The 20,621-nt window shown below is 66.1% G+C and carries 19 protein-coding genes; 1 reads left to right on the top strand and 18 read right to left on the bottom strand.

Translation table 11 applies throughout. From position 1 onward, the window contains the following. Nucleotides 1-68: 68 nt before the first annotated feature. The 10 genes from ACZY0Q_RS00900 to hisI form a co-directional block, all read right to left on the bottom strand. Nucleotides 69-1,526 (bottom strand): glutamate synthase subunit beta, encoded by a 1,458-nt coding sequence (locus ACZY0Q_RS00900; protein WP_463913552.1) that lies wholly within the window; start codon nt 1,524-1,526, stop codon nt 69-71. Then, a complete protein-coding gene (gene gltB / locus ACZY0Q_RS00895; protein ID WP_463913549.1) occupies nt 1,519-6,132 on the bottom strand; it encodes a glutamate synthase large subunit in 4,614 nt (1,537 codons plus the stop codon). Before gltB ends, ACZY0Q_RS00900 begins: the two co-directional genes overlap by 8 nt. A 263-nt stretch (nt 6,133-6,395) precedes the next feature. Then, the gene (lgt, locus tag ACZY0Q_RS00890) at nt 6,396-7,550 is read right to left on the bottom strand and encodes a prolipoprotein diacylglyceryl transferase (protein ID WP_463913546.1); all 1,155 of its coding nucleotides are present in this window, start codon (nt 7,548-7,550) and stop codon (nt 6,396-6,398) included. A 5-nt stretch (nt 7,551-7,555) separates the two neighbouring features. Then, nucleotides 7,556-8,362 carry a tryptophan synthase subunit alpha gene (trpA, locus tag ACZY0Q_RS00885; RefSeq protein ID WP_463913544.1) on the bottom strand — a complete coding sequence of 269 codons (807 nt, stop codon included), beginning with the start codon at nt 8,360-8,362 and terminating at the stop codon, nt 7,556-7,558. Further along, nucleotides 8,362-9,768 (bottom strand): tryptophan synthase subunit beta, encoded by a 1,407-nt coding sequence (gene trpB, locus ACZY0Q_RS00880; RefSeq protein ID WP_463913541.1) that lies wholly within the window; start codon nt 9,766-9,768, stop codon nt 8,362-8,364. The genes trpA and trpB overlap by 1 nt, the downstream gene beginning before the upstream one ends. A 75-nt stretch (nt 9,769-9,843) precedes the next feature. After that, a complete protein-coding gene (gene trpC, locus ACZY0Q_RS00875) occupies nt 9,844-10,665 on the bottom strand; it encodes an indole-3-glycerol phosphate synthase TrpC (RefSeq protein ID WP_463913539.1) in 822 nt (273 codons plus the stop codon). Beyond that, complete coding sequence (locus tag ACZY0Q_RS00870) at nt 10,665-10,952, bottom strand: HGxxPAAW family protein (RefSeq protein WP_463913536.1); 288 nt, start codon at nt 10,950-10,952, stop codon at nt 10,665-10,667. The genes trpC and ACZY0Q_RS00870 overlap by 1 nt, the downstream gene beginning before the upstream one ends. Before the next feature lie 119 nt (nt 10,953-11,071). Beyond that, entirely contained in the window at nt 11,072-11,674 is a 603-nt protein-coding gene (locus tag ACZY0Q_RS00865) for a Trp biosynthesis-associated membrane protein (RefSeq protein WP_463913534.1), read from the bottom strand. Next, on the bottom strand, nt 11,671-13,275 hold the full coding sequence (locus ACZY0Q_RS00860) for an anthranilate synthase component I (protein WP_463913532.1): 1,605 nt from the start codon (nt 13,273-13,275) through the stop codon (nt 11,671-11,673). Before ACZY0Q_RS00860 ends, ACZY0Q_RS00865 begins: the two co-directional genes overlap by 4 nt. A 2-nt stretch (nt 13,276-13,277) precedes the next feature. Then, the gene (gene hisI, locus ACZY0Q_RS00855; protein ID WP_463913529.1) at nt 13,278-13,691 is read right to left on the bottom strand and encodes a phosphoribosyl-AMP cyclohydrolase; all 414 of its coding nucleotides are present in this window, start codon (nt 13,689-13,691) and stop codon (nt 13,278-13,280) included. A 136-nt stretch (nt 13,692-13,827) separates the two neighbouring features. On the opposite strand from hisI, the gene ACZY0Q_RS00850 reads away from it, so the two are divergent. Beyond that, nucleotides 13,828-14,472, top strand: a complete 645-nt coding sequence (locus ACZY0Q_RS00850) for a TIGR03085 family metal-binding protein (RefSeq protein WP_463916202.1) — start codon at nt 13,828-13,830, stop codon at nt 14,470-14,472. A 129-nt stretch (nt 14,473-14,601) separates the two neighbouring features. Here ACZY0Q_RS00850 and hisF read toward each other — a convergent pair whose 3' ends face one another. From hisF to ribD, 8 genes are all read right to left on the bottom strand, one after another. Continuing rightward, the gene (hisF, locus tag ACZY0Q_RS00845) at nt 14,602-15,378 is read right to left on the bottom strand and encodes an imidazole glycerol phosphate synthase subunit HisF (protein WP_141140182.1); all 777 of its coding nucleotides are present in this window, start codon (nt 15,376-15,378) and stop codon (nt 14,602-14,604) included. 58 nt (nt 15,379-15,436) lie between these two features. Next, nucleotides 15,437-16,297 (bottom strand): ATP phosphoribosyltransferase, encoded by an 861-nt coding sequence (gene hisG, locus ACZY0Q_RS00840; protein WP_463913525.1) that lies wholly within the window; start codon nt 16,295-16,297, stop codon nt 15,437-15,439. Nucleotides 16,298-16,390: 93 nt separating this feature from the next. Continuing rightward, nucleotides 16,391-16,654 (bottom strand): phosphoribosyl-ATP diphosphatase, encoded by a 264-nt coding sequence (locus ACZY0Q_RS00835; RefSeq protein WP_056345618.1) that lies wholly within the window; start codon nt 16,652-16,654, stop codon nt 16,391-16,393. A 114-nt stretch (nt 16,655-16,768) separates the two neighbouring features. After that, nucleotides 16,769-17,254, bottom strand: coding sequence for a 6,7-dimethyl-8-ribityllumazine synthase (gene ribH, locus ACZY0Q_RS00830; RefSeq protein WP_463913522.1), 486 nt, complete (start codon nt 17,252-17,254; stop codon nt 16,769-16,771). Nucleotides 17,255-17,271: 17 nt separating this feature from the next. After that, nucleotides 17,272-18,000 carry a GTP cyclohydrolase II gene (gene ribA / locus ACZY0Q_RS00825; RefSeq protein WP_463913520.1) on the bottom strand — a complete coding sequence of 243 codons (729 nt, stop codon included), beginning with the start codon at nt 17,998-18,000 and terminating at the stop codon, nt 17,272-17,274. A gap of 10 nt (nt 18,001-18,010) precedes the next feature. Continuing rightward, on the bottom strand, nt 18,011-18,727 hold the full coding sequence (gene ribB / locus ACZY0Q_RS00820) for a 3,4-dihydroxy-2-butanone-4-phosphate synthase (RefSeq protein WP_463913517.1): 717 nt from the start codon (nt 18,725-18,727) through the stop codon (nt 18,011-18,013). Then, nucleotides 18,724-19,359, bottom strand: coding sequence for a riboflavin synthase (locus ACZY0Q_RS00815; RefSeq protein ID WP_463913515.1), 636 nt, complete (start codon nt 19,357-19,359; stop codon nt 18,724-18,726). The genes ribB and ACZY0Q_RS00815 overlap by 4 nt, the downstream gene beginning before the upstream one ends. Continuing rightward, a complete protein-coding gene (ribD, locus tag ACZY0Q_RS00810; protein ID WP_463913512.1) occupies nt 19,359-20,477 on the bottom strand; it encodes a bifunctional diaminohydroxyphosphoribosylaminopyrimidine deaminase/5-amino-6-(5-phosphoribosylamino)uracil reductase RibD in 1,119 nt (372 codons plus the stop codon). Before ribD ends, ACZY0Q_RS00815 begins: the two co-directional genes overlap by 1 nt. Nucleotides 20,478-20,621 lie beyond the last annotated feature (144 nt).

The following is a 20,621-nucleotide window of genomic DNA, read 5'->3' as shown; positions in this document are numbered from 1 at the left end:
CCTACCCTAGTAGTGTCCTGCATTGGTTAAGTTGTTGTGGAGGTGAATCCGCGGCGAACTGACAGGTGTCAGAGAACCGTGATGGCCCGGTCCGTCGGAGCCACCGGCGCCGGCAGGATGGTACTGCCCATGAGGAACTTGTCCACGGCGGCGGCGCAGGCCCTGCCTTCAGCAATGGCCCACACAATGAGCGACTGCCCGCGGCCGGCGTCACCGGCCACAAAGATGCCCTCCGTGTTGGTCATGTAGTACCCGTCGCGGGTCACGTTGCCGCGCCCGTCGAATTCGGCGCTGACCTGCTCGGTGATGCCCGCAGGCTCCGCCCCGGTGAAGCCCAGCGACAGGAAGACCAGGTCCGCCGGGACGATCCGTTCGGTGCCGGCTTTGGGGAGCCGCTTGCCGTCAACGAATTCCGTTTCGGCAACCTTGACCCCGGTCAGCACGCCGTTCTCGCCGACAAACTCCACGGTGGAGGCGAGGTACGTGCGTTCGCCGCCTTCTTCGTGGGCGCTGGCCATTTCGAACAGGGTGGGGAACGTTGGCCAGGGCTGGTGCCCGGCACGTTCGGCCGGCGGCTGCTTGCCGATGGCCAGGGTGGTCACCGATGCGGCCCCATGGCGGTGCGCGGTACCGAGGCAGTCAGCACCGGTATCGCCGCCGCCAAGGATCACCACGTGCTTGCCCTTCGCGTGGATCTGGTTCTCCACCGGCTCCCCCGCGACAACGCGGTTGGCCGGCACCAGGTAATCCATGGCGAAGTGCACGCCGTCAAAGTCCCGGCCCGGGATGGGAAGGTCCCGCGGGACGGTGGCGCCGGTGGCAACCACCACGGCGTCGTAGCGGCGTCGCAGCTGCTCCCACGTCACGTCGGTGCCCACGGCGACGCCGGTGCGGAAGCGGGTGCCTTCGGCCTTCATCTGCTCGACGCGGCGGTCCACCTGCTCCTTCTCCATCTTGAAGTCGGGGATGCCGTAGCGGAGGAGGCCGCCGATCTTGTCGTCACGCTCGTACACCGCAACGGTGTGGCCCACCCGGGTCAGCTGCTGCGCCACAGCCAGGCCGGCAGGGCCGGAGCCGACGACGGCAACGGTCTTTCCGGTCAGACGCGTCGGAGGCAGCGGGTTGACCCAGCCGTTTTCGAACGCTTCGTCGATGATGGACACTTCAACCTGCTTGATGGTGACCGCAGGCTGGTTGATTCCCAGCACGCAGGACGCCTCACACGGTGCCGGGCACAGCCGGCCGGTCCACTCGGGGAAGTTGTTGGTGGCGTGAAGCCGCTCAATCGCTTCCTCGCCCTTGTCCCGCCAGGTGAGGTCGTTCCACTCGGGAATCAGGTTGCCCAGCGGGCAGCCCTGGTGGCAGAACGGCACGCCACAGTCCATGCAGCGGCCGGCCTGTGCCTTCAGGACACCCTTTTCCTGGGCCTCGTAGACTTCCTTCCAGTCCATGATGCGGACCGGAACGGGACGGCGCGGCTGGGTTTCACGCTGGCGTACTTTAAGAAATCCGCGTGGATCAGCCACCGGTTACCTCCAGGATTCGAGCCCATACTTCTTCGCCGTCGGGGTCAAGGCCCTCTTCGATGGCGTCCAGCCGGGTTTGCAGGACTGCCGCGTAATCGCGCGGCAGCACTTTGGTTATGCGGGCAGCGGTGTCGTCGAAGTTCTCCAGCAAACGTGCCGCATGGAGCGATTCCGTTTCCTCGACATGCTTCACCAGCAGGCCGTGGACAATGTCCCGGTCTTCGGCGTCAAGTTCAACGAGCTGGAGTTCCCCGGACTGCAGGGCGTCCTTGTTGACCTGAGTGGTCTGCAGGTCCAGCACGTAGGCGGTTCCGCCGGACATGCCGGCGCCGAAGTTTCGGCCGGTGCGGCCGATGATCAGCGTCTGCCCGCCGGTCATGTACTCGCAGCCGTGGTCGCCGATGCCTTCAACAACTGCGGTGGCCCCGGAGTTGCGGACCAGGAAGCGTTCGCCCACCTGGCCGCGCAGGAACATCTCCCCGCTCGTGGCGCCGTAGCCGATCACGTTACCGGCAATGACGTTGCTTTCGGCCTTGAACACGTTGGTGCGGTCCGGCCGGACGATGATCCGCCCTCCGGAGAGGCCCTTGCCCACGTAGTCGTTCGAGTCACCGAACAGGCGCAGCGTGATGCCGGCGGGCAGGAAGGCGCCCAGCGACTGTCCAGCAGTACCGGTCAGGGTGATGTCGATGGTGTCCGGCGCCAGCACGTCCGTGCTGAACGTCTTCGTCACCGTGTGACCCAGCATGGTGCCCACCGAGCGGTCCGTATTGATCACATCCACCGCGATCTTCACCGGGCTGCGGTCGGTCAGGGCCTCCGTGGCCATGGTGATCAGCCGCTGGTCAAAGTGCTTGTCCAGCTCGTGGTTCTGCGAGGTCATGTTGCGCAGCGGCGCGTCGTCGTCGAACTCGAGCCCGTGCAGGATCGGGTCCAGGTCCAGGCCGTCGGCCTTCCAGTGGTTGATCGCTTCGCGGGCATCCAGCACCTCGGCGTGGCCGATCGCCTCTTCGATGCTCCGGAAGCCGAGTTCCGCGAGGATCTCGCGGACTTCCTCGGCCAGGAATTCGAAGAAGTTGACCACAAATTCGGGCTTGCCGGTGAAGCGGGCCCGCAGTTCGGGGTTCTGCGTTGCGACGCCCACCGGGCAGGTGTCCAGGTGGCAGACGCGCATCATGATGCAGCCTTCCACCACCAGCGGGGCGGTGGCGAAACCAAACTCCTCGCCGCCGAGCAGCGCGGCGATCACAACGTCGCGGCCGGTCTTGAGCTGTCCGTCCACCTGGACCACCACACGGTCACGCAGGCCGTTAAGCATCAGGGTCTGCTGGGTCTCAGCCAGCCCCAGCTCCCACGGCACACCCGCATGCTTGAGCGAGTTCAGCGGGGATGCACCGGTTCCGCCGTCGTGTCCGGAAACGAGTACGACGTCGGCCTTCGCCTTCGTCACACCCGACGCCACAGTGCCGATCCCCACTTCGGAGACGAGCTTGACGTGCACACGGGCCGAGGGGTTGGCGCGCTTCGCATCGTAGATGAGCTGCGCGAGGTCCTCGATGGAGTAGATGTCGTGGTGCGGCGGCGGCGAAATCAGGCCGACGCCGGGCGTCGAGTGGCGCGTCCGGGCAACCCAGGGGTATACCTTCTGCGCCATCAGCTGGCCACCTTCGCCGGGTTTGGCACCCTGCGCCATCTTGATCTGGATGTCATCGGCGTTGGTCAGGTAGAGGCTCGTGACGCCGAACCGGCCCGACGCGATCTGCTTGACGGCAGAGCGGCGCTTCGGGTCCAGGAGGCGGTCCACGTCCTCGCCGCCTTCACCTGTGTTGGACTTGCCGCCCAACTGGTTCATGGCAATCGCAAGAGTCTCGTGGGCTTCCTTGGAGATGGACCCGTAGCTCATGGCACCGGTGGAGAAGCGTTTCACAACGCTGGAGACAGGCTCCACTTCCTCCAACGGGACAGCCGGACGGTCGTTATTGAACTTGAGCAGACCGCGCAGGGTCATCAGGTTCTCGGACTGGTCATCCACGCCCTTGGTGTAGGACTTGAAAATGTCGTAGCGGCGCTCACGCGTAGCATGCTGCAGCCGGAAGACAGTCTCCGGGTTGAACAGGTGCGGCTCGCCGTCGCGGCGCCACTGGTATTCGCCGCCGCCCAGGAGTGGGCGGTGCGGCATTTCGATGCCGCCTTCGGGGTAGGCCATCTGGTGCCGCGCCGAAACTTCGGCGGCGATGACGTCCAGGCCCACGCCGCCCAGCTGGGAATGCGTGCCGGCGAAGAACTCGTCCACCAGTTCCTGTCCGAGGCCCAGGGCCTCGAACGTCTGCGCGCCGGTGTAGGACGCAACGGTGGAGATGCCCATCTTGGACATGATCTTCAGGACGCCCTTGCCGAGGCCCTTAATCAGGTTGTAGACGCCATCCTGTGGCGTGACCCCAACAACGTCACCGGCGGTGATGAGCTGCTCCACTGACTCCATGGCCAGGTACGGGTTCACGGCAGAAGCACCGTAGCCGATCAGGACTGCCACGTGGTGCGTCTCACGGACGTCGCCGGCCTCGACCACCAGGGCGGTCTTGGTGCGGTTGGCGCTGCGCAGCAGGTGGTGGTGCACTGCGCTGACCAACAGCAGCGAAGGAATCGGCGCCCACTGCGCGTTTGAGTCACGGTCGGACAGCACAACATACTGCACGCCGCGGTTGATGGCCCCGGACACCTGCTCGCAGATCTCGGTGAGCCGGGCACGCAGGGCGTTCTCGCCGCCTTCGGGGCGGTAGAGGCCGCGGACCTTCATGGCCACGCGGTCGCCGTCGGGCGTTTCGATGTTGGCGATCTTGGCGAGCTGGTCGTTGTTGATCACCGGGAACGGCAGCATGACCTGCGGCTGGCGGACCTGCTTGGTATCCAGCAGGTTGCCGTTCGGGCCGATGGCGCAGGTCAGTGACGTGACCAGCTCTTCACGGATGGCGTCGAGCGGCGGGTTGGTGACCTGCGCGAAGGACTGCACAAAGTAGTCGAACAGCAGCCGGGGACGCTTGGACAGCACTGCAATCGGGGTGTCCGAACCCATGGCACCCAGCGGCTCGGCGCCGGTGCGTGCCATCGGTCCGAGCAGGATCTTGAGCTCTTCGGTGGTGTACCCGAAGGTCCGCTGGCGGATGTTGACGGACGCGGCGGTGTGGACCACGTGCTCGCGCTCGGGGAGGTCCTTGAGGTCAATCAGGTTGTCCTTGACCCACTCGGACCACGGGTTCGCGGCAGCGACCTCGGCCTTGACCTCTTCGTCGTCGATGATGCGGCCGGCCTCGGTGTCCACCAGGAACATCTTGCCCGGGGAAACCCGACCCTTTTTGACCACCTTGGAAGGTTCGACGTCGATCACGCCCACCTCGGAGGCGAAGATGATCAGCCCGTCTTCGGTGATCCAGTAGCGTCCGGGCCGCAGGCCGTTGCGGTCCAGGGTGGCGCCGACCAGGTTGCCATCGGTGAAGGAGACAGCCGCGGGGCCGTCCCACGGCTCCATCAGCAGGGAGTGGTATTCGTAGAACGCACGCCGTGCCGGATCCATGGTGGCGTGGTTTTCCCAGGCCTCGGGGATCATCATCATGATCGAGTGCGTGATGGGGCGGCCGGAGAGCCAGAGCAGCTCGGCGACTTCGTCGAAGGACGCAGAGTCTGACGCACCAGGGGTGCAGATGGGGTACAGCTCTTCCGGCGAGTCACCCAACAGCGGGTTGGCGAGCTGGGACTGGCGGGCGCGCATCCAATTCCGGTTGCCCTTTACGGTGTTGATTTCACCGTTGTGGGCGATGGTGCGGAACGGCTGGGCCAGCGGCCAGGACGGGAACGTGTTGGTGGAGAAGCGCGAGTGGACGATCGCCAGCTTGGTCTTGAAACGCTTGTCCGAGAGATCAGGGTAGAACGGCTCCAGCTGGGCCGTGGTGAGCATGCCCTTGTAGACAATGGTGCGCGAGGACAGCGACGGGAAGTACACGCCGAACTTGTTCTGGGCACGCTTGCGGATCCGCCAGGCACGTGAGTCCAGCTCGTTGCGGTCCAGTTCCTCGCCGGTTGCCGAGGCAAGGAAGGGCTGTGAGAAGTAGGGCATGCAGGCGCGCGCCATGGCGCCGACGAGGTCCGCGACGATGGGCACTTCGCGCCAGCCGAGCACTGTCAGGCCTTCATCGGCGGCGAGGCCTTCAATACCGGCCTTGGCGGCGTCGGCTTCGCGTTGCTCGGCAGGAAGGAACGCGGTGCCGGCAACGAACTGGCCCGGTGCGGGGAGTTCGAATTCTGTGACGGCGCGGAAGAACTCGTCCGGGATCTGCATGAGCAGGCCGGCGCCGTCACCGGTTCCCTCGTCGGCGCCAACGGCACCGCGGTGCTCCAGGTTGCGGAGCGCGGTCAGCGCGGCGTCGACAATGTCGTAACCGGGCTCGCCGCGGAGTGTGGCGATGATCGCCAGGCCGCACGCGTCCTTTTCGTTCTCCGGGTTGTATAGACCCCGGGCCTCGGGCAGCGCGGCAAAGCGCTTGAACGGGGACATAGCAGCCTCAGGCTGGTCCGGTTCGGACCAGCTGGGAGTGTGAAGAGTTTGGCTCATGGGAGACGTCCTTCCTCCTGATCGTGCGTATGGAAGGGACACCGTTGGCCCCACTCGTCAGCGCCTCTGTGATGGGCACAACAAAGTGTTATTTACAGGAAATTGTAGGCCAGACCGGCCTGCTGACTGAACAGTTACGCAGGTCCCTGACCCGGGCTTGACCGGCCAGCTGCTGTCTGCCGACCGGATGGGCCCTGTTGCCACGACGCTGTGGTGTGTGGGCGCTCCGAGTGTTGACTCTGCTACCCTGCCGTGCTGGCGTACTACTTGCTCGTGCCAGCCTCCGGCGCGGATTCCGTTGCCTTGTGGCCGGAAGTTCCGGTTACCGGCGACTCCGGAATTGGCTTGTCGCCGTCCCGGAATGCCGGTTCCTCTTCCGTTGGAGTGGAAGGGATCCGGGCACCATTTTGGTTATCTGGGAGAATATCACGCGATTCACTATCTGAGACAGAAGAGTCCGCATCGCGGACTGGTGACTTGTCTGCTCCAGAGGCGTCCATGGCATCGTCTGCTGCCGGTTCATGGCCCGCCAGGAAAGGTGTGTCCGGTTCCGGGCGGCCTTTCAGTCCCAGGAGGACGAACACGATGAGCGCTGCCACAAAGACAAAGATGCTGGTCCAGACGTTGAGCCTGGTGGTGATGCCGAAGAGGTTGATCTGTTCGGCATCGTCGATCCGCATCGCTTCGATCCAGACCCGGCCCAGGGTGTAATACATGGCGTAGAGCCAGAAGAGCCGGGCCCGCCGGAAGTGGAATCGGCGGTCCAGTGCCAGCAGGATGAGCACCCCGGCGATGTTCCAGAGCGACTCATACAGGAACGTGGGGTGGAAAAGCGTATCCACCAGCATGCCGGCCGGGAAATTGGGATTGTCCGCATCAATCTGCAGGCCCCACGGCAGGGTGGTGGGTCCGCCGAAGAGTTCCTGGTTGAAGTAGTTTCCCCAGCGGCCAATGGCCTGGGCCAGCAGCAGTCCCGGCGCCGCGGCGTCCAGGAAGGCGGTGAGTTTCACGCCGGACCGGCGGCAGCCGATCCAGGCGCCCAGGACGCCCAGCACCACGGCACCCCAAATTCCGAGGCCGCCTCGCTGGATCTGCGGGATGAGCCCCAGGTCCCCGGTCCCGTCGAAGCCGGGCCCGAAGTAGGCGTCCGGGGACGAAACCACGTGATACAGGCGGCCGCCGATGATGCCGAAAGGAATAGCCCAGATGACGATGTCCCAGACGCTGCCTTCAGGCGCACCGCGGCGGGCCCACCTGACGGACGTGAGCCACAGGCCCGCGATGATCCCGGCGAGAATGCACAGGGCGTAGGCGTGGATCCGCAGAGTCCCCCACGGCAGCGGGATATCGAAGCCGGACCAGTCCGGGCTGGGGATGCTGGCCGGCACCAGGGCGGCGGCCTGAAGGAGGATCTGCATGGTGGTTAGGCTTCTTCCCTGAAGAGTCCGGCGCTCAGGTCCCGGGTGAGGTCCGCAACGGCGTCGACTCCCCCGTCGCGGATGGCGGCAACAAGCGCGGTGCCAACGATGACACCGTCTGCGTACGCTGCGATCTCGCGGACGTGGCTGGCGTTGGAGACACCGAGTCCCACGCACACGCGCTCGGCACCGGCGGCATGTGTGTCGGCGACGAGCTTTTCGGCGCTGCTGCTGACTGCCTGGCGAGTACCCGTCACGCCCATGATGGAGACCGCGTACACAAAGCCCCTGCTTGCCTTGACCGTCATGGCCAGGCGTTCGGGGGTGGTGGACGGCGCCACGAGGAACACCCGGTCCAGTCCGTACTTGTCCGAGGCAGCGAACCATTCCGAGGCTTCGTCCGGGATGAGGTCGGGCGTGATGAGCCCGGCTCCCCCGGCCTCCGCCAGCCGGCGCGAGAACTCGTCCACGCCCATCCGGACCACGGGGTTCCAGTAGGTCATCACCAGCACGGCGACGTCTGTGGCAGCCGTGATGCCGGCGACCACGTCAAAGACGCTTTCAACCCGGAATCCGTTGGCGATCGCCTCGGTGGTGGCGGCCTGGATGACCGGGCCGTCCATGACCGGATCCGAGTACGGAATACCGATTTCGATGAGGTCGGCACCGTTCTTCGCCATGGCAATGCCGGCGTCGATGGTGGCCTGGACGTCCGGGTACCCGGCAGGCAGATAGCAGACGAGCGCAGAGCGCCCGGCGTCCCGTGCACGGTCGATGGCGGCGGCGGACTTGCTGGCCGTCTGTTCAGTCATCAGTTCTGGTCCTCGTTGTTGTCCGCGGCCCTGCCGGCAGGAGCGGCTGTGGCGGGAACGGCTTCAGTTTCTGCCCGGTCGGCAGGGCCCTTGGGCTTACGGGTGGACAGGTTGGTGCCCTTGACCTTGCCCTCCTCATCGAGCATGTCGAACCACTCCGCGGCGGTCTCAACGTCCTTGTCGCCGCGGCCGGAAAGATTCACGATGATCACCGTTTCGGACGGCTCGGCAGTGCCTTCGGTGAGGCGCTTGCCAACCTTGATGGCACCCGCGAGGGCATGTGAGGACTCGATGGCGGGGATGATGCCTTCCGTCCGGCACAGCAGCTTGAACGCATCCATGGCTTCACTGTCGGTAATGGGCTCGTAGGTGACGCGCCCGATGTCGGCCAGGTAGGCGTGCTCCGGGCCAACGCCCGGGTAGTCCAGGCCTGCGGAGATGGAGTGGGACTCGATGGTCTGGCCGTCGTCGTCCTGCATGAGGTAGGAGCGCGCACCGTGGAGGACGCCGGGCTTGCCGAGCGTGATGGTGGCGGCGTGGCGTCCGGTCTCGACGCCGTCGCCGCCGGCTTCGAAGCCGTAGATCTTCACGGACGGATCATCCAGGAAGCCGTGGAAGATGCCGATCGCATTGGAGCCGCCGCCGATGCAGGCGACGACGGCGTCGGGCAGTTTTCCGGTCTGCTCCAGGATCTGGGCGCGGGCTTCCTCGCCGATGACTTCGTGGAAGAAACGGACCATGGCCGGGAACGGGTGCGCCCCGGCGGCGGTGCCCAGCAGATAGTGCGTGTTGTCGACGTTGCTGACCCAGTCCCGGAGGGCGTCGTTGATGGCGTCCTTGAGGGTCTGGGAGCCGTTCACCACGGGTACCACGGTGGCGCCGAGCAGCTGCATCCGGGCCACATTCAGTGCCTGCCGGCGGCAGTCTTCGGCGCCCATGTAGACAACGCATTCCAAGCCAAGGAGCGCGGCGGCGGTGGCGCTGGCAACGCCGTGCTGCCCGGCGCCGGTCTCGGCGATGACGCGGGTCTTACCCATGCGCTTGGCCAGCAGGGCCTGCCCCAGGACGTTGTTGATCTTGTGGGATCCGGTGTGGTTGAGGTCCTCGCGCTTGAGGAAGATCCGGGCGCCGCCGGCGTGCTCGGAGAACCGCTTGGCTTCGGTCAGCAGCGACGGACGGCCGGAGTAGTTCTTGTTCAGGTCTGCGAGCTGGGCCAGGAATTCGGGATCTGCCTTGGCCTTCTCAAAGGTGTCTTCGAGCTCGTCCAGGGCCGCGATCAGCGATTCCGGCATCCAGCGCCCGCCGTAGCCGCCGAAGTATGGCCCCGGGGCGTGCTTCAGCGAGCCGCCCTGCAGGAAAGCGTCCGCAGCGTTGTTGTCAGCGTTTTCTGAGGGTGCGTCAACCATCAGTCTCACCGTCCTGTTCCAGTTGATCGTTCGGAAGTGTTGTGCCGCCGGCGCCAGGGCCGACGGGTGCCCGGACTAGGCCCGGGCCGCGATGGCAGCAGCGCCGGCCGCCGAGAATTCGGCGATCCGGTCACGCGGCGTTGAGTGGCTGACCAGGGCCTCGCCCACCAGGATGGCGTTGGCGCCGTTGGCGGCGTAGTGCGTCACGTCGTCCACGCCGCGCACCCCGGATTCGGCGATGACCAGCGCTTCGGCCGGAATCAGTCCGGCGAGGGAGGTGAAAACTGAACGGTCGACGTCGAGCGTCTTCAGGTTGCGCACGTTGACGCCGATGATGCGCGCCTCAGCCGCCACTGCGCGTTCGATTTCCTCTTCCGTGTGTGTCTCCACGACCACGTTCATGCCCAGGTCGCGGCTGAGCGCGCTGAAGTCCCGGAGCTCGCTGTCGGAGAGCGACGCCACGATGAGCAGGATCAGGTCCGCGCCGTGGGCGCGGGCCTCCCATATCTGGTACTCGTCGAGCGTGAAGTCCTTGCGGAGCAACGGAATGTCCACGCGGGCACGCACGGCGTCGAGGTCCGCAAGGGAGCCGTTGAACCGCCGCTTTTCGGTGAGGACGCTGATCACGGCCGCGCCGCCGTCGGCATACTGCTCTGCCAGCGACGCCGGATCCACGATGGTGGCGAGGTCACCCTTGGACGGGCTGCGCCGCTTGATTTCCGCGATAACCTTCAGCTGGTCCCGCTGCACGGCGGTGCCTCCGAGGGCCGCCCAGGCGTCCCGGGCGGGTGCCGCGGCCGCGGCCAGGTCCTTCAGTTCCGCCAGCGAAACGAGACGCTTCCTGGCCTCCATATCCTCCCTGACACCGGCATTGATGTCATCGAGAACAGTCGCCATCAGTGGCCGGAGTTCTTCAGCTTGCTGCCTTCGACGCCGTAGCCTGCCTTGCGCATGATGAAGCCAAGGATCAGGCCGAGGACCATGACGGCCGCGCCGGCGATGAAGATGGGGGTGTTGTTGATGACAAAGGCGATGGACGCGATGAGGGCGCCGACCAGCATAACGATCACGCAGGTCCAGGCCGCGGGGCTGTTGCCGTGGCCAAGTTCCTGGCTGTGGTCAACGACGCCGGGGGCAACGGTCCGGGTGCCTGATTTCGATACGGAAGCGGGTGCTTTGCTCATGTGAATCTCCTCGGGATGAATACTGCTTACATTCTGCCATTTTTTGGCCGCGACCTGCCCATCGGCAGACCGGGCTCAGGTTTTAGCGGGCTTCTCGGGGTTCGGCTGCGAGCGGGAGTTCACGTGGGGTCCTCGCCGCGCGAGAGCCGGTCCCAGCTGTCGATCTCGTCCACGGGACCGGTGGCGGCCGTCGCGCTGCCGGCGGGTGCCCCGTAGGTGGCCGCGTCATATTTGGTGCGCGACTTCCAATACCGGCCCGCGGGGATGATCAGCAGGGCGGCCAGCGCCAGCAGGGCACCGGCGACGACGGCGAGGACAGGGAAGGGAGTAACGGCAACTCCGGCGTTCCCACCGGCGACTCCGGTGGCGGCGGCGATAGAGCCCTGCGCGGCGCCCAGCGGGTCAGCCAGCACTGTGGCGGCCGCGGCAATGATGCCTACCGAGGCCAACATGATGAGTGCGGTGATGACCCACCGCGCGAACTTTCCGGCGATGGATGCTGCCAGTCCACCTGCCAGGGCGACGACGGCCAGGGCCGTCACTGCCGTGGCGGCTTTGCTGCCCTGGACCGGAAGGGTGTTCTGGTCCCCCGCGGCCTGGCCCACCTGGTTGGCGTCCAGGCTGACGGTGATCCAGGTCTGGGTGGTGGCGCCGAAGACGGCCAAGGCAAGAACGGCGATCAGCAGTACCAGCGTGGATTTCCTGGCCCAGGCCGGCGTCATTCGGCGCCCTGGCTTTCAACGGCGGGGGCGCCGGCGTCGCTGATCGGAGAAGTGCCGGGGAACGATTCCGCCGCAATGTTGTGCAGTGATCCGGCAGTGTGCACGGCCCGGAGTGGAGCGGCCGCCTTGTTCACGGTCTCCAGCGCTTCAGTGGGGTTCACCGAGTCCGCCACGATGCCTCCGCCGGCTTGGACATAGGCGCGTCCTTCGCGGAGGAGGGCCGAGCGGATGGCAATGGCCATGTCCATGTCGCCGGCGAAGTCGAGGTAGCCCACCACACCGCCGTAGATGCCGCGGCGGTGCGGTTCAAGCTCGTCCAGCAGGCGCAACGCCCGGGGCTTCGGGGCACCCGACAGGGTTCCCGCGGGGAAGGTTGCTTTGAGGACGTCGTAGGCGTTGGCGTCCGGGGACAGCTTGCCAACCACGGTAGAGACGAGGTGCATGATGTGGCTGAACCGCTCCACCTCCATGAACTGGGTAACGTCCACGGTTCCCGCCACGCAGACCTTGGACAGATCGTTGCGGGACAGGTCCACCAGCATCAGGTGTTCGGCGCGTTCCTTCTGGTCGGCGAGCAGTTCCTCAGCGAGGGCTTTGTCTCCCTCCACGGTCTTGCCGCGGGGCCGTGAACCGGCGATCGGGTGGGTGATGACTTCCTCACCGGTCACCGTCACCAGGGCCTCGGGCGAGGACCCCACGATCGAGTACTCGCGGCCGTCGGCGTCCACCAGGCTGAAGATGTACATGTAAGGGCTGGGGTTGGTGTTGCGAAGGACGCGGTAGACGTCAAGCGGCGAGGCCCCGCACTCCATTTCGAACCGGCGCGAAATCACCACCTGGAACACTTCGCCGTCCACGATGGCTTCCTTGCCGCGGTCCAGCGCGGCCAGGTAGGAGGGTTCGTCCCATCGTTCTTCGACGCTGGAGGCGAAATCCAGGGCGGCGGGTTCCAGTACGGAGACCGGTTGGGCCACGGGCGTGCTGATCCGGGTGAGGAGGGCCTTGACCCGGGCCACGGCATCTTCCCAGGCCTCGTCCACGCGGTCGGAGCTGCCGTCGAAGTTGATGGCGTTGGCGATCAGCAGCACCGTGCCGTCATGGTTGTCATGCACGGCCATGTCGGTGACCAGGTTCAGCGCCATCTCGGGCAGGTGGAGGTCATCCTCCGGCGGGCTGGTCAGCCGTTCCCAGTGGCGGACAGTCTCCCAGCCGAGGAAGCCGACGAGTCCGGAAGTGAAGGGCGGCGGGCCGTCAAACCTGCTGGTCCGCAGTGCTTCGATGGTGTCTCGGATGGCGTCCACGGGGTTGCCGTCCAGGGGCACGCCGGCCGGTGGCTGGCCCAGCCAGTGCGCCTGGCCGTCCTTGGTGGTCAGGGTTGCACGGGACTTCGCGCCGATGAAGGAGTAGCGCGACCACGTGCCGCCAACTGCCGCGGACTCCATCAGGAACGTGCCGGGCTGTCCCTGGGCAAGCTTCCGGTAGAGGCCGATAGGGGTCTCCGCGTCCGCCAGCACTTTGAGCGTGACGGGGATGACCCGGCTGTTGCCGGCGAGTTCGCGGAACTCGTCGAGGCCCGGGCTGATGATTCCAAGGTCCTGCATGGCTATGCTTCGCCGCCTGTTCCTACGCTGATTTCCAGGTCCCTGCCGTCGAAGCAGGTCCGTGTGCCGGTGTGGCATGCCGCGCCGACCTGGTCCACGCGGACCAGGAGGGCATCGCCGTCGCAGTCCATGGCAACGGATTTGACCCACTGGACATGGCCGGAGGTGTCCCCCTTGCGCCAATACTCCTGGCGGGAGCGCGAATAGAATGTGACGCGGCCGCTGGTCATGGTGCGGTGCAGCGCTTCGTCGTCCATCCAGCCCAGCATCAGCACTTCGTTCGTATCGAACTGCTGCACAACGGCAGCTACGAGCCCGGCGCCGTCACGCTTCAGTGCGTCCGCGACGGCGGCTGGAAGCGGGTTTGTGGCGGGGGCCGGGAAAATTACGGGGGCGGAGGCGGGCTGCTCAGACATCAGACCAAGTCTAGTGCCTGATCAACGGCCCCCGAATATGCACAAGCAGGCATACAACCAGTGTGTGAACAAGGGCACCCCCCGGCTGGCGGTTCTGCTGCCCAACTTCGCTGCTCTCGTGCTAGTTTCACAAGTAATGCATTTCGTCGAACCGTCCCGAGAAGTCCTGGCCGAAACCCTGCTGGCGGCCGGTCCTGATGCCCCTACCCTCTGCCGAGGCTGGCGCACCAGGGACCTTGCCGCGCACCTTTACCTGCGCGAGCGCAAGGCCGCCGTGGGGCTGGGCCTCATCATCAAGGGCCTGTCCAAGGCCTCGGACAAGGCCACCGCCAAGCTCGCGGCGAAGCTGAAAACCGCTGACGACTACACCGGACTGGTGAACACCTTCCGCGGCGGTCCGCCGGCGCTCTCCCCCATGAACATCAAGGCATTGGACGAGAGCTCCAACCTGATCGAATATTTCGTCCACACCGAGGACATACGCCGCGCCGTGGACCGCTGGGCGCCGCGCGCCCTCGACGAGGCCTACTCGGACGCCCTCTGGGACGAGCTGATCAAACGGGCAGCCATTCTCTACCGCGGCGTCGACCTGGGAATTGTACTGGTGCGCCCGTCCGGACCGCGGCACGTCGCAAAGCGGGCACCCGTCTCGGTGGCGATCGTTGGTGAGCCGGGTGAGCTGCTGATGCACGCCCACGGCCGGACCCGCCACGCCCTGGTCACCTTCGAAGGCCAGCCCGACGCCGTCGCCCTGCTCCAGTCAGCCGAAGTCGGCCTCTAAACTAACGCAACGCGGGGTCACTTCTTGCCCCATAGCCGGTGGTTATTGGGCAAGAAGTGACCCCGCGTTGTTGGGCCCCGCCCGCAGGGTTCCCTGTCCGAGCTTGCGAGGATAGGGGGCGGGTGGGGACTAGCGGACTTCGAAGCCTGCGTCGCGGATGGCCTGCTTGACCTGGGACATCATGTTGTCCGGCCCCCAGTGAAAGATCGACGCCGCCAGCACGGCGTCCGCTCCAGCTGCAACGGCAGGCGGAAAGTGCGCGGGTTCGCCGGCACCGCCTGAGGCGATGATCGGCACTTTCACCGCTGCCCGGACCAGCCGGATCAGTTCCAGGTCGAAGCCGTCCTTGGTGCCGTCGGCGTCGATGGAGTTGAGCAGGATTTCACCGATGCCACGGTCGGCAGCTTCCCTGGCCCACTCGATGGCGTCGATCCCGGTACCCGTCCGGCCACCGTGGGTGGTCACTTCAAAGCCCGACGGCGTGGGCTGGGACCCGGGGCGGGTCCGGCGGGCGTCCACGGACAGAACCAGCACCTGCGAACCGAAGTGCCGGCTGATCTCGTTGATGACGTCCGGCCGGGCGACGGCGGCGGTGTTGATGGAAGCCTTGTCCGCGCCGAACCGCAGGAGCTTGTCCACCTCGGCCACTCCGCGGACACCGCCGCCCACTGTCAGCGGGATGAAAACTTCCTCGGCCGTGCGGCGGACCACGTCGAAGGTGGTTTCACGGTTGCCCGAAGACGCCGTGACGTCCAGGAACGTCAGTTCGTCAGCTCCCGCGTTGTCGTAGCGGTGGGCCAGCTCCACCGGGTCCCCCGCGTCGCGAAGCCCCTCGAAGTTGATGCCCTTCACAACGCGCCCGGCGTCGACATCGAGGCAGGGGATGACTCGTACAGCTACAGCCATGGGGACTCCTGGAATTCTCGGGTGGATTCTGCGGCGCGGCATTAACCGGGCGGGACGCTCAGATACGGCAGGCGTGGATGCTGCTGACCAGGATGGCGCGGGCGCCGAGGTCGTACAGCTCATCCATGATCCGGTTGGTTTCCTTCTTCCGAACCATGGACCGGACGGCCACCCAGTCGGAGTCGCGCAGCGGCGAGACGGTAGGTGATTCCAGGCCGGGAGTCAGAGCGGCGGCCTGTTCCACGAGTTCCTTGCGGATGTCGTAGTCCATCAGCACGTACTGGCGCGCCACGAGGACGCCCTGCAGCCGGCGGATCAGGACTTCAATCTCCTTGGCGGTGCCGTTCGCGGCTCCGCCATCGCCGGTGCGGCGGATCAGGACAGCTTCAGACTTGAGGATCGGCTCGCCGAAGATTTCCATTCCGGCGGCCTTGAGGGTGTTCCCGGTTTCCACGACGTCGGCGATGGCATCAGCCACGCCGAGCCGTACGGAAGACTCCACGGCGCCGTCAAGCCGGACCACCTTGGCGTTGATGCCCCGCTCGGCGAGGTAGCCGCGCAGCAGGCCGTCGTAGCTGGTGGCGAGGCGCTTGCCTTCCAGCTCTTCTGCTGCGGCGAAGTCACCCACTGGTCCGGCGAAGCGGAACGTGGACGCAGCGAAGCCCAGGGGCAGAAGTTCCTCGGCCTCCACCTCGGCGTCCAGCAGCAGATCGCGGCCGGTGATGCCGACGTCGAGGGTTCCACGTCCGACGTACACGGCGATATCGCGCGGGCGGAGGAAGAAGAACTCAATGTCGTTGTCCGGGTCCATCATGACCAGCTCGCGGGTGTCGCGGCGTTGGCGGTACCCCGCTTCGGACAGCATGGCGGAGGCGGCTTCGGACAGGGAGCCCTTGTTAGGTACGGCTACTCGCAGCATGGGGGTCTTTCTTGGTTGGGAGGTCTATGGATCAGGCAAACGGGCCACGCAGGGCACGGGCAGGCAAGTGTTGACCGCCGGGTGCCGCAGTGGCTACAGATGCTTGTAGACGTCTTCCAGGGTCAGGCCTTTAGCGAGCATCAGAACCTGCAGGTGGTAGAGCAGCTGGGAAATTTCCTCGGCCGTGGCCTCATCGGATTCGTACTCAGCGGCCATCCAGACTTCGGCTGCTTCCTCCACGACTTTCTTGCCAATGCCGTGGACTCCGGACTCCAATTCAGCGACGGTGCGGGAGCCTGCCGGGCGGGTGGCTGCCTTCTCACTCAGTTCAGCGAACAGCGTCTCGAAATTCTTCACGCCCTACAGCCTACTTGCTGCCGGCCCGGGGGCGCCTTTCGGGCCGCTGCATGACGGGCGCGATGTGAGCGAACACACACACCGCGCCCGTCAGCTTGCTGCCCGTGTCGGCTGCTATTTGTACGGCTTGAGGAGCACCGCGGTGGCCAAGGCTGCCGTCACTGCTTCGTGGCCCTTGTCCTCGCTGGAGCCCGGCAGGCCCGCACGATCCAGTCCCTGCTGCTCCGTATCGCAGGTCAGCACGCCGAAGCCCACCGGCACGCCGGTGGAGACGCTGACGTCCGTCAGTCCCGACGTCGCCGCCTGGCAGACGTATTCAAAGTGCGGCGTGCCGCCACGGATTACGACGCCGAGCGCCACCACGGCGTCAAAGTGCGGTGCCAGCCGCGCGGCAGCGACGGGAAGCTCGAAGGCGCCGGGAACGCGCAGTACGGTGGGTTCGCTGATGCCCGCGTCTTTGGCGGCGCGCAGGGCACCGTCCAGGAGTCCGTCCATGATCTGGGTGTGCCAGCTGGCAGCCACAATGGCCAACCGCAGCTGCGACGTTTCCGCCGGGTTGAGGGTGGTCAGGTCAATGTCTGGTGCGCCGTGTCCGCTCATGCGTGAATCTGGTCCGTTCAGTTTTGGTCGTGGTCGAAATCGTCGGCGCCGCTTGGCACCGTGACAATGTGTGTGTCCAGCGTCAGCCGGTGCTCCATGCGGTCCTTTTTCGTCTGCAGGTAGCGGATGTTCTGGTCGCGGGACGGCACCTCGGTGGGCACCATTTCCACCACCTTCACGCCGGCTTTGGCGAGCCTATTCTTTTTGTCCGGGTTGTTGCTCAGCAGCCGGATCTCATGGAGGCCCATCTCGGCCAGAATCTGGGCGGCCGCCTTATAGCAGCGGGCGTCCACCGGCAGTCCCAGCTGTTCGTTGGCCTCCACGGTGTCAAAGCCGGCTTCCTGGAGCGCGTATGCCTTGATTTTGTTGGCCAGCCCGATCCCCCGGCCTTCCTGCCCGCGCAGGTACAGCAGCGTGCCGCCGAACTCGTTGATCAGCTCCAGGGCATAGGCCAGCTGTTCGCCGCAGTCACAGCGGTAGGAGCCGAAGACATCGCCGGTCAGGCACTCGGAATGCAGCCTGACCAGCGGAGCAACACCCTCCTTGGGCGGGGTGGGCGAGCTCACAGCCAGGTGCTCGACGCCCGTGACCAGGTCTGTCCAGGCTTGGGTAACGAAATCGCCAAATGCCGTGGGCAGCTGCACAATCGGACCGCCGCTCACGGGGTGGTGGGCCCGGCCGTTGCCGGCCGCACCCTGATGGTGGCCATTCTGGTGGCTGTGGTCCGAAACTCCGGAAGCCGTCATCATTACTCCTCTACTCCGCCCGGGCGTCCGGCCCGGTGTCACTGTCGGCGGGCGTCCCGGCTACTGCTTCAAGGTAGGCCACCAGATCCTCAATCGAGATCAGGGGGCACCCGTGTTCAGCAGCGAATCCCCGCAGCCCGTCGAGCCGCATCATTTCACCGTCGTCGTACACAACCTCGGCGATCACGCCCACGGGCTCCAAGCCGGCGAGCCGGCACAGGTCCACGGCCGCTTCGGTATGGCCGGGGCGTTCACGCACTCCTCCGTTAACTGCACGGAGCGGGAAAATATGCCCGGGCCGGGTCACGTCCGCCGGTTCCGCACCGGGGTCTGCAAGGACGCGGGCCGTGAGGGCCCGGTCCGTGGCGGAGATTCCGGTGCTGACACCCACCGCCGCATCGCAGGAAACGGTGTACGCCGTACCCTTCGCGTCCTGGTTCACTGCCACCATGGGCGGCAGTGCCAGGGCATCGGCACGCTCCCCCGCCAGGGGGACGCAGATGACGCCGGAGCTGTAGCGGATGGTCCATCCCATGAGGGCGGGGGTGGCATGCTGTGCGGCGAAGATGATGTCGCCTTCGTTTTCGCGGTCCTCGTTGTCCACCACCAGCACGGGCCGGCCGGCCGCCATGGCGCGGACGGCATCTTCCACGGGGTCAAGCCCGAGGGTTGCGCTAGGCACCGGACCGGCGTCCGCGGCCGGTTCGAGCCGCACGGTGGCGTTCATCGTTCGCCCCCGGTGGTCGCGCCGGTGCTGAATGCCAGCAACCGTTCGGTGTATTTGGCCAGCACGTCCACTTCAAGGTTGACCCTGCTGCCGGTTTTCTTGGCCCCCAGGCCGGTCTCGGCCAGTGTGGTGGGGATCAGCCCCACTTCGAACCATGGCTGCGGCTCCGCGGCGGGGCTGACCGCCGTGACGGTGAGCGAGACGCCGTCGATCGCGATGGAGCCCTTCTCCGCGATATAGCGGGCGAGGTTGGCCGGCACACCGAAGCGGAGGCGCTCCCAGTTGCCGAGCTCCTCGCGCTCCAGCAGCTGCCCGACGCCGTCGACGTGGCCCTGGACAACGTGGCCGTCCAGCCGGCCGCCGGCGGGGACACAACGCTCAAGGTTCACCGAGTCACCGGCGGAAAGTTCGCCGATGGTGCTGCGGACGAGGGTTTCACCCATCACGTCAACACTGAATTCCTTGCCGTCGATGGCGGTGGCCGTCAGGCAGACTCCGTTGACGGCGATGGAGCCGCCCAGTCCGAGCCCTTCGGTGGTGCCGGGCGCACGAAGCCGGAGGGTTGCGCTGGCATCGCCGTCCCGCTCCACGGACAGGACCTGTCCCTGCTCGGCAATAATTCCGGTAAACATCAGTAGCCTCCCATGGCTGGTTCCGCGGCAGTGCGGGATAGTTGTGGTTCAAGAGCTTCGGTTGGTTCCGGACGGAGGTGCAGCCTCAGGTCCCGGCCCAGTGTCAGCACGGCGCCACCGTCGGAGGGGTCCCAGTCCCAGTGCCGGGCATCCGCGAGGGTGGTGATTCCCAGTCCGTTGAGGGCGGGCGTTCCGGAGCCCAGCAGGGTGGGGGCAACATAGACAATGAGTTCGTCCACAAGCCCGGCGGCCAGGAATGCACTGAGGATGCGTGAGCCGCCTTCCACCATGACGTGGCGGACTCCCTCCGCGTAAAGGAGCGAGAGCGCCTCCCGCGGATCCCGCGTGGCGAGGTGGAGCACGTTACCGTCATTACCGCGGACGGCGGCGTCGGCCGGAATGCCACGCAGGCCCATCACGGCACGCAGCGGCTGCTTGCCCGATGCCGCTCCGGACTCGTCCCGGGCTGACAGCCGGGGGTTGTCCACCAGAACGGTCTGGGTCCCCACGAGGATGGCGTCAATCCGCCGCCTGAGCCCGTGGTTGTCAGCGAGCGACTCGGGCGAGGAGATCCACTGGCTCGTGCCGTCCTCGGCGGCGATCCGACTGTCCAGTGTCTGGGCGATGTGCAGCGTCACAAACGGGCGTTGTGCGGCCACTGCCAGGAACCACTGACGGTTCAACTCGAACGACTCGCCGGCAGCGAGCCCGCTGCGAACCTGTACTCCGGCGTTCCGGAGGGTGGCTGCGCCGCCCGCCGCAGGGTCATGCGGATCGTCGACCGCGTAGACCACGTCCGTGATTCCGGCGCGAATGATCGCCTGGGTGCATGGCCCCGTGCGGCCGCTGTGGTCACAGGGTTCCAGCGTGATCACCATCGTGCAGCCGCCCAGGTCCAGCCCGGCGGCCTCAGCCTGGGTAATGGCATCCGCTTCCGCGTGGGGTGTGCCGGCGCCGCGGTGGTAGCCGGTCACCAGCTGGTGGCCGGCAGCATCGATGACGACGGCGCCCACCAGCGGATTCGCTCCGCGCGGGCCCTGCAGGGCTGCTTCGAGCGCCGCGTCCATGGCGGCGGTTTCGGCGGCGCTGAAGGCCGTGACGTTTTCGATCCGGGTCATGGGGCAGCCACTGGTTGGGCTGTTTCGGTTCCCGGACCATGGGAAATCCTGGCTTCAAAGAGCCATCGCAAGGGGTTCATGTGTGTTGTCGTTCCTTCCCTCTAGAACCGCGATGGCTCCGGGGGTATACGACAGCAGAAGACC

It is taken from the genome of Pseudarthrobacter lactosi, from assembly GCF_055412785.1.
Note: the sequence above shows the minus strand (reverse complement) of the source record. Positions and strands in the feature narration are given on the sequence as shown.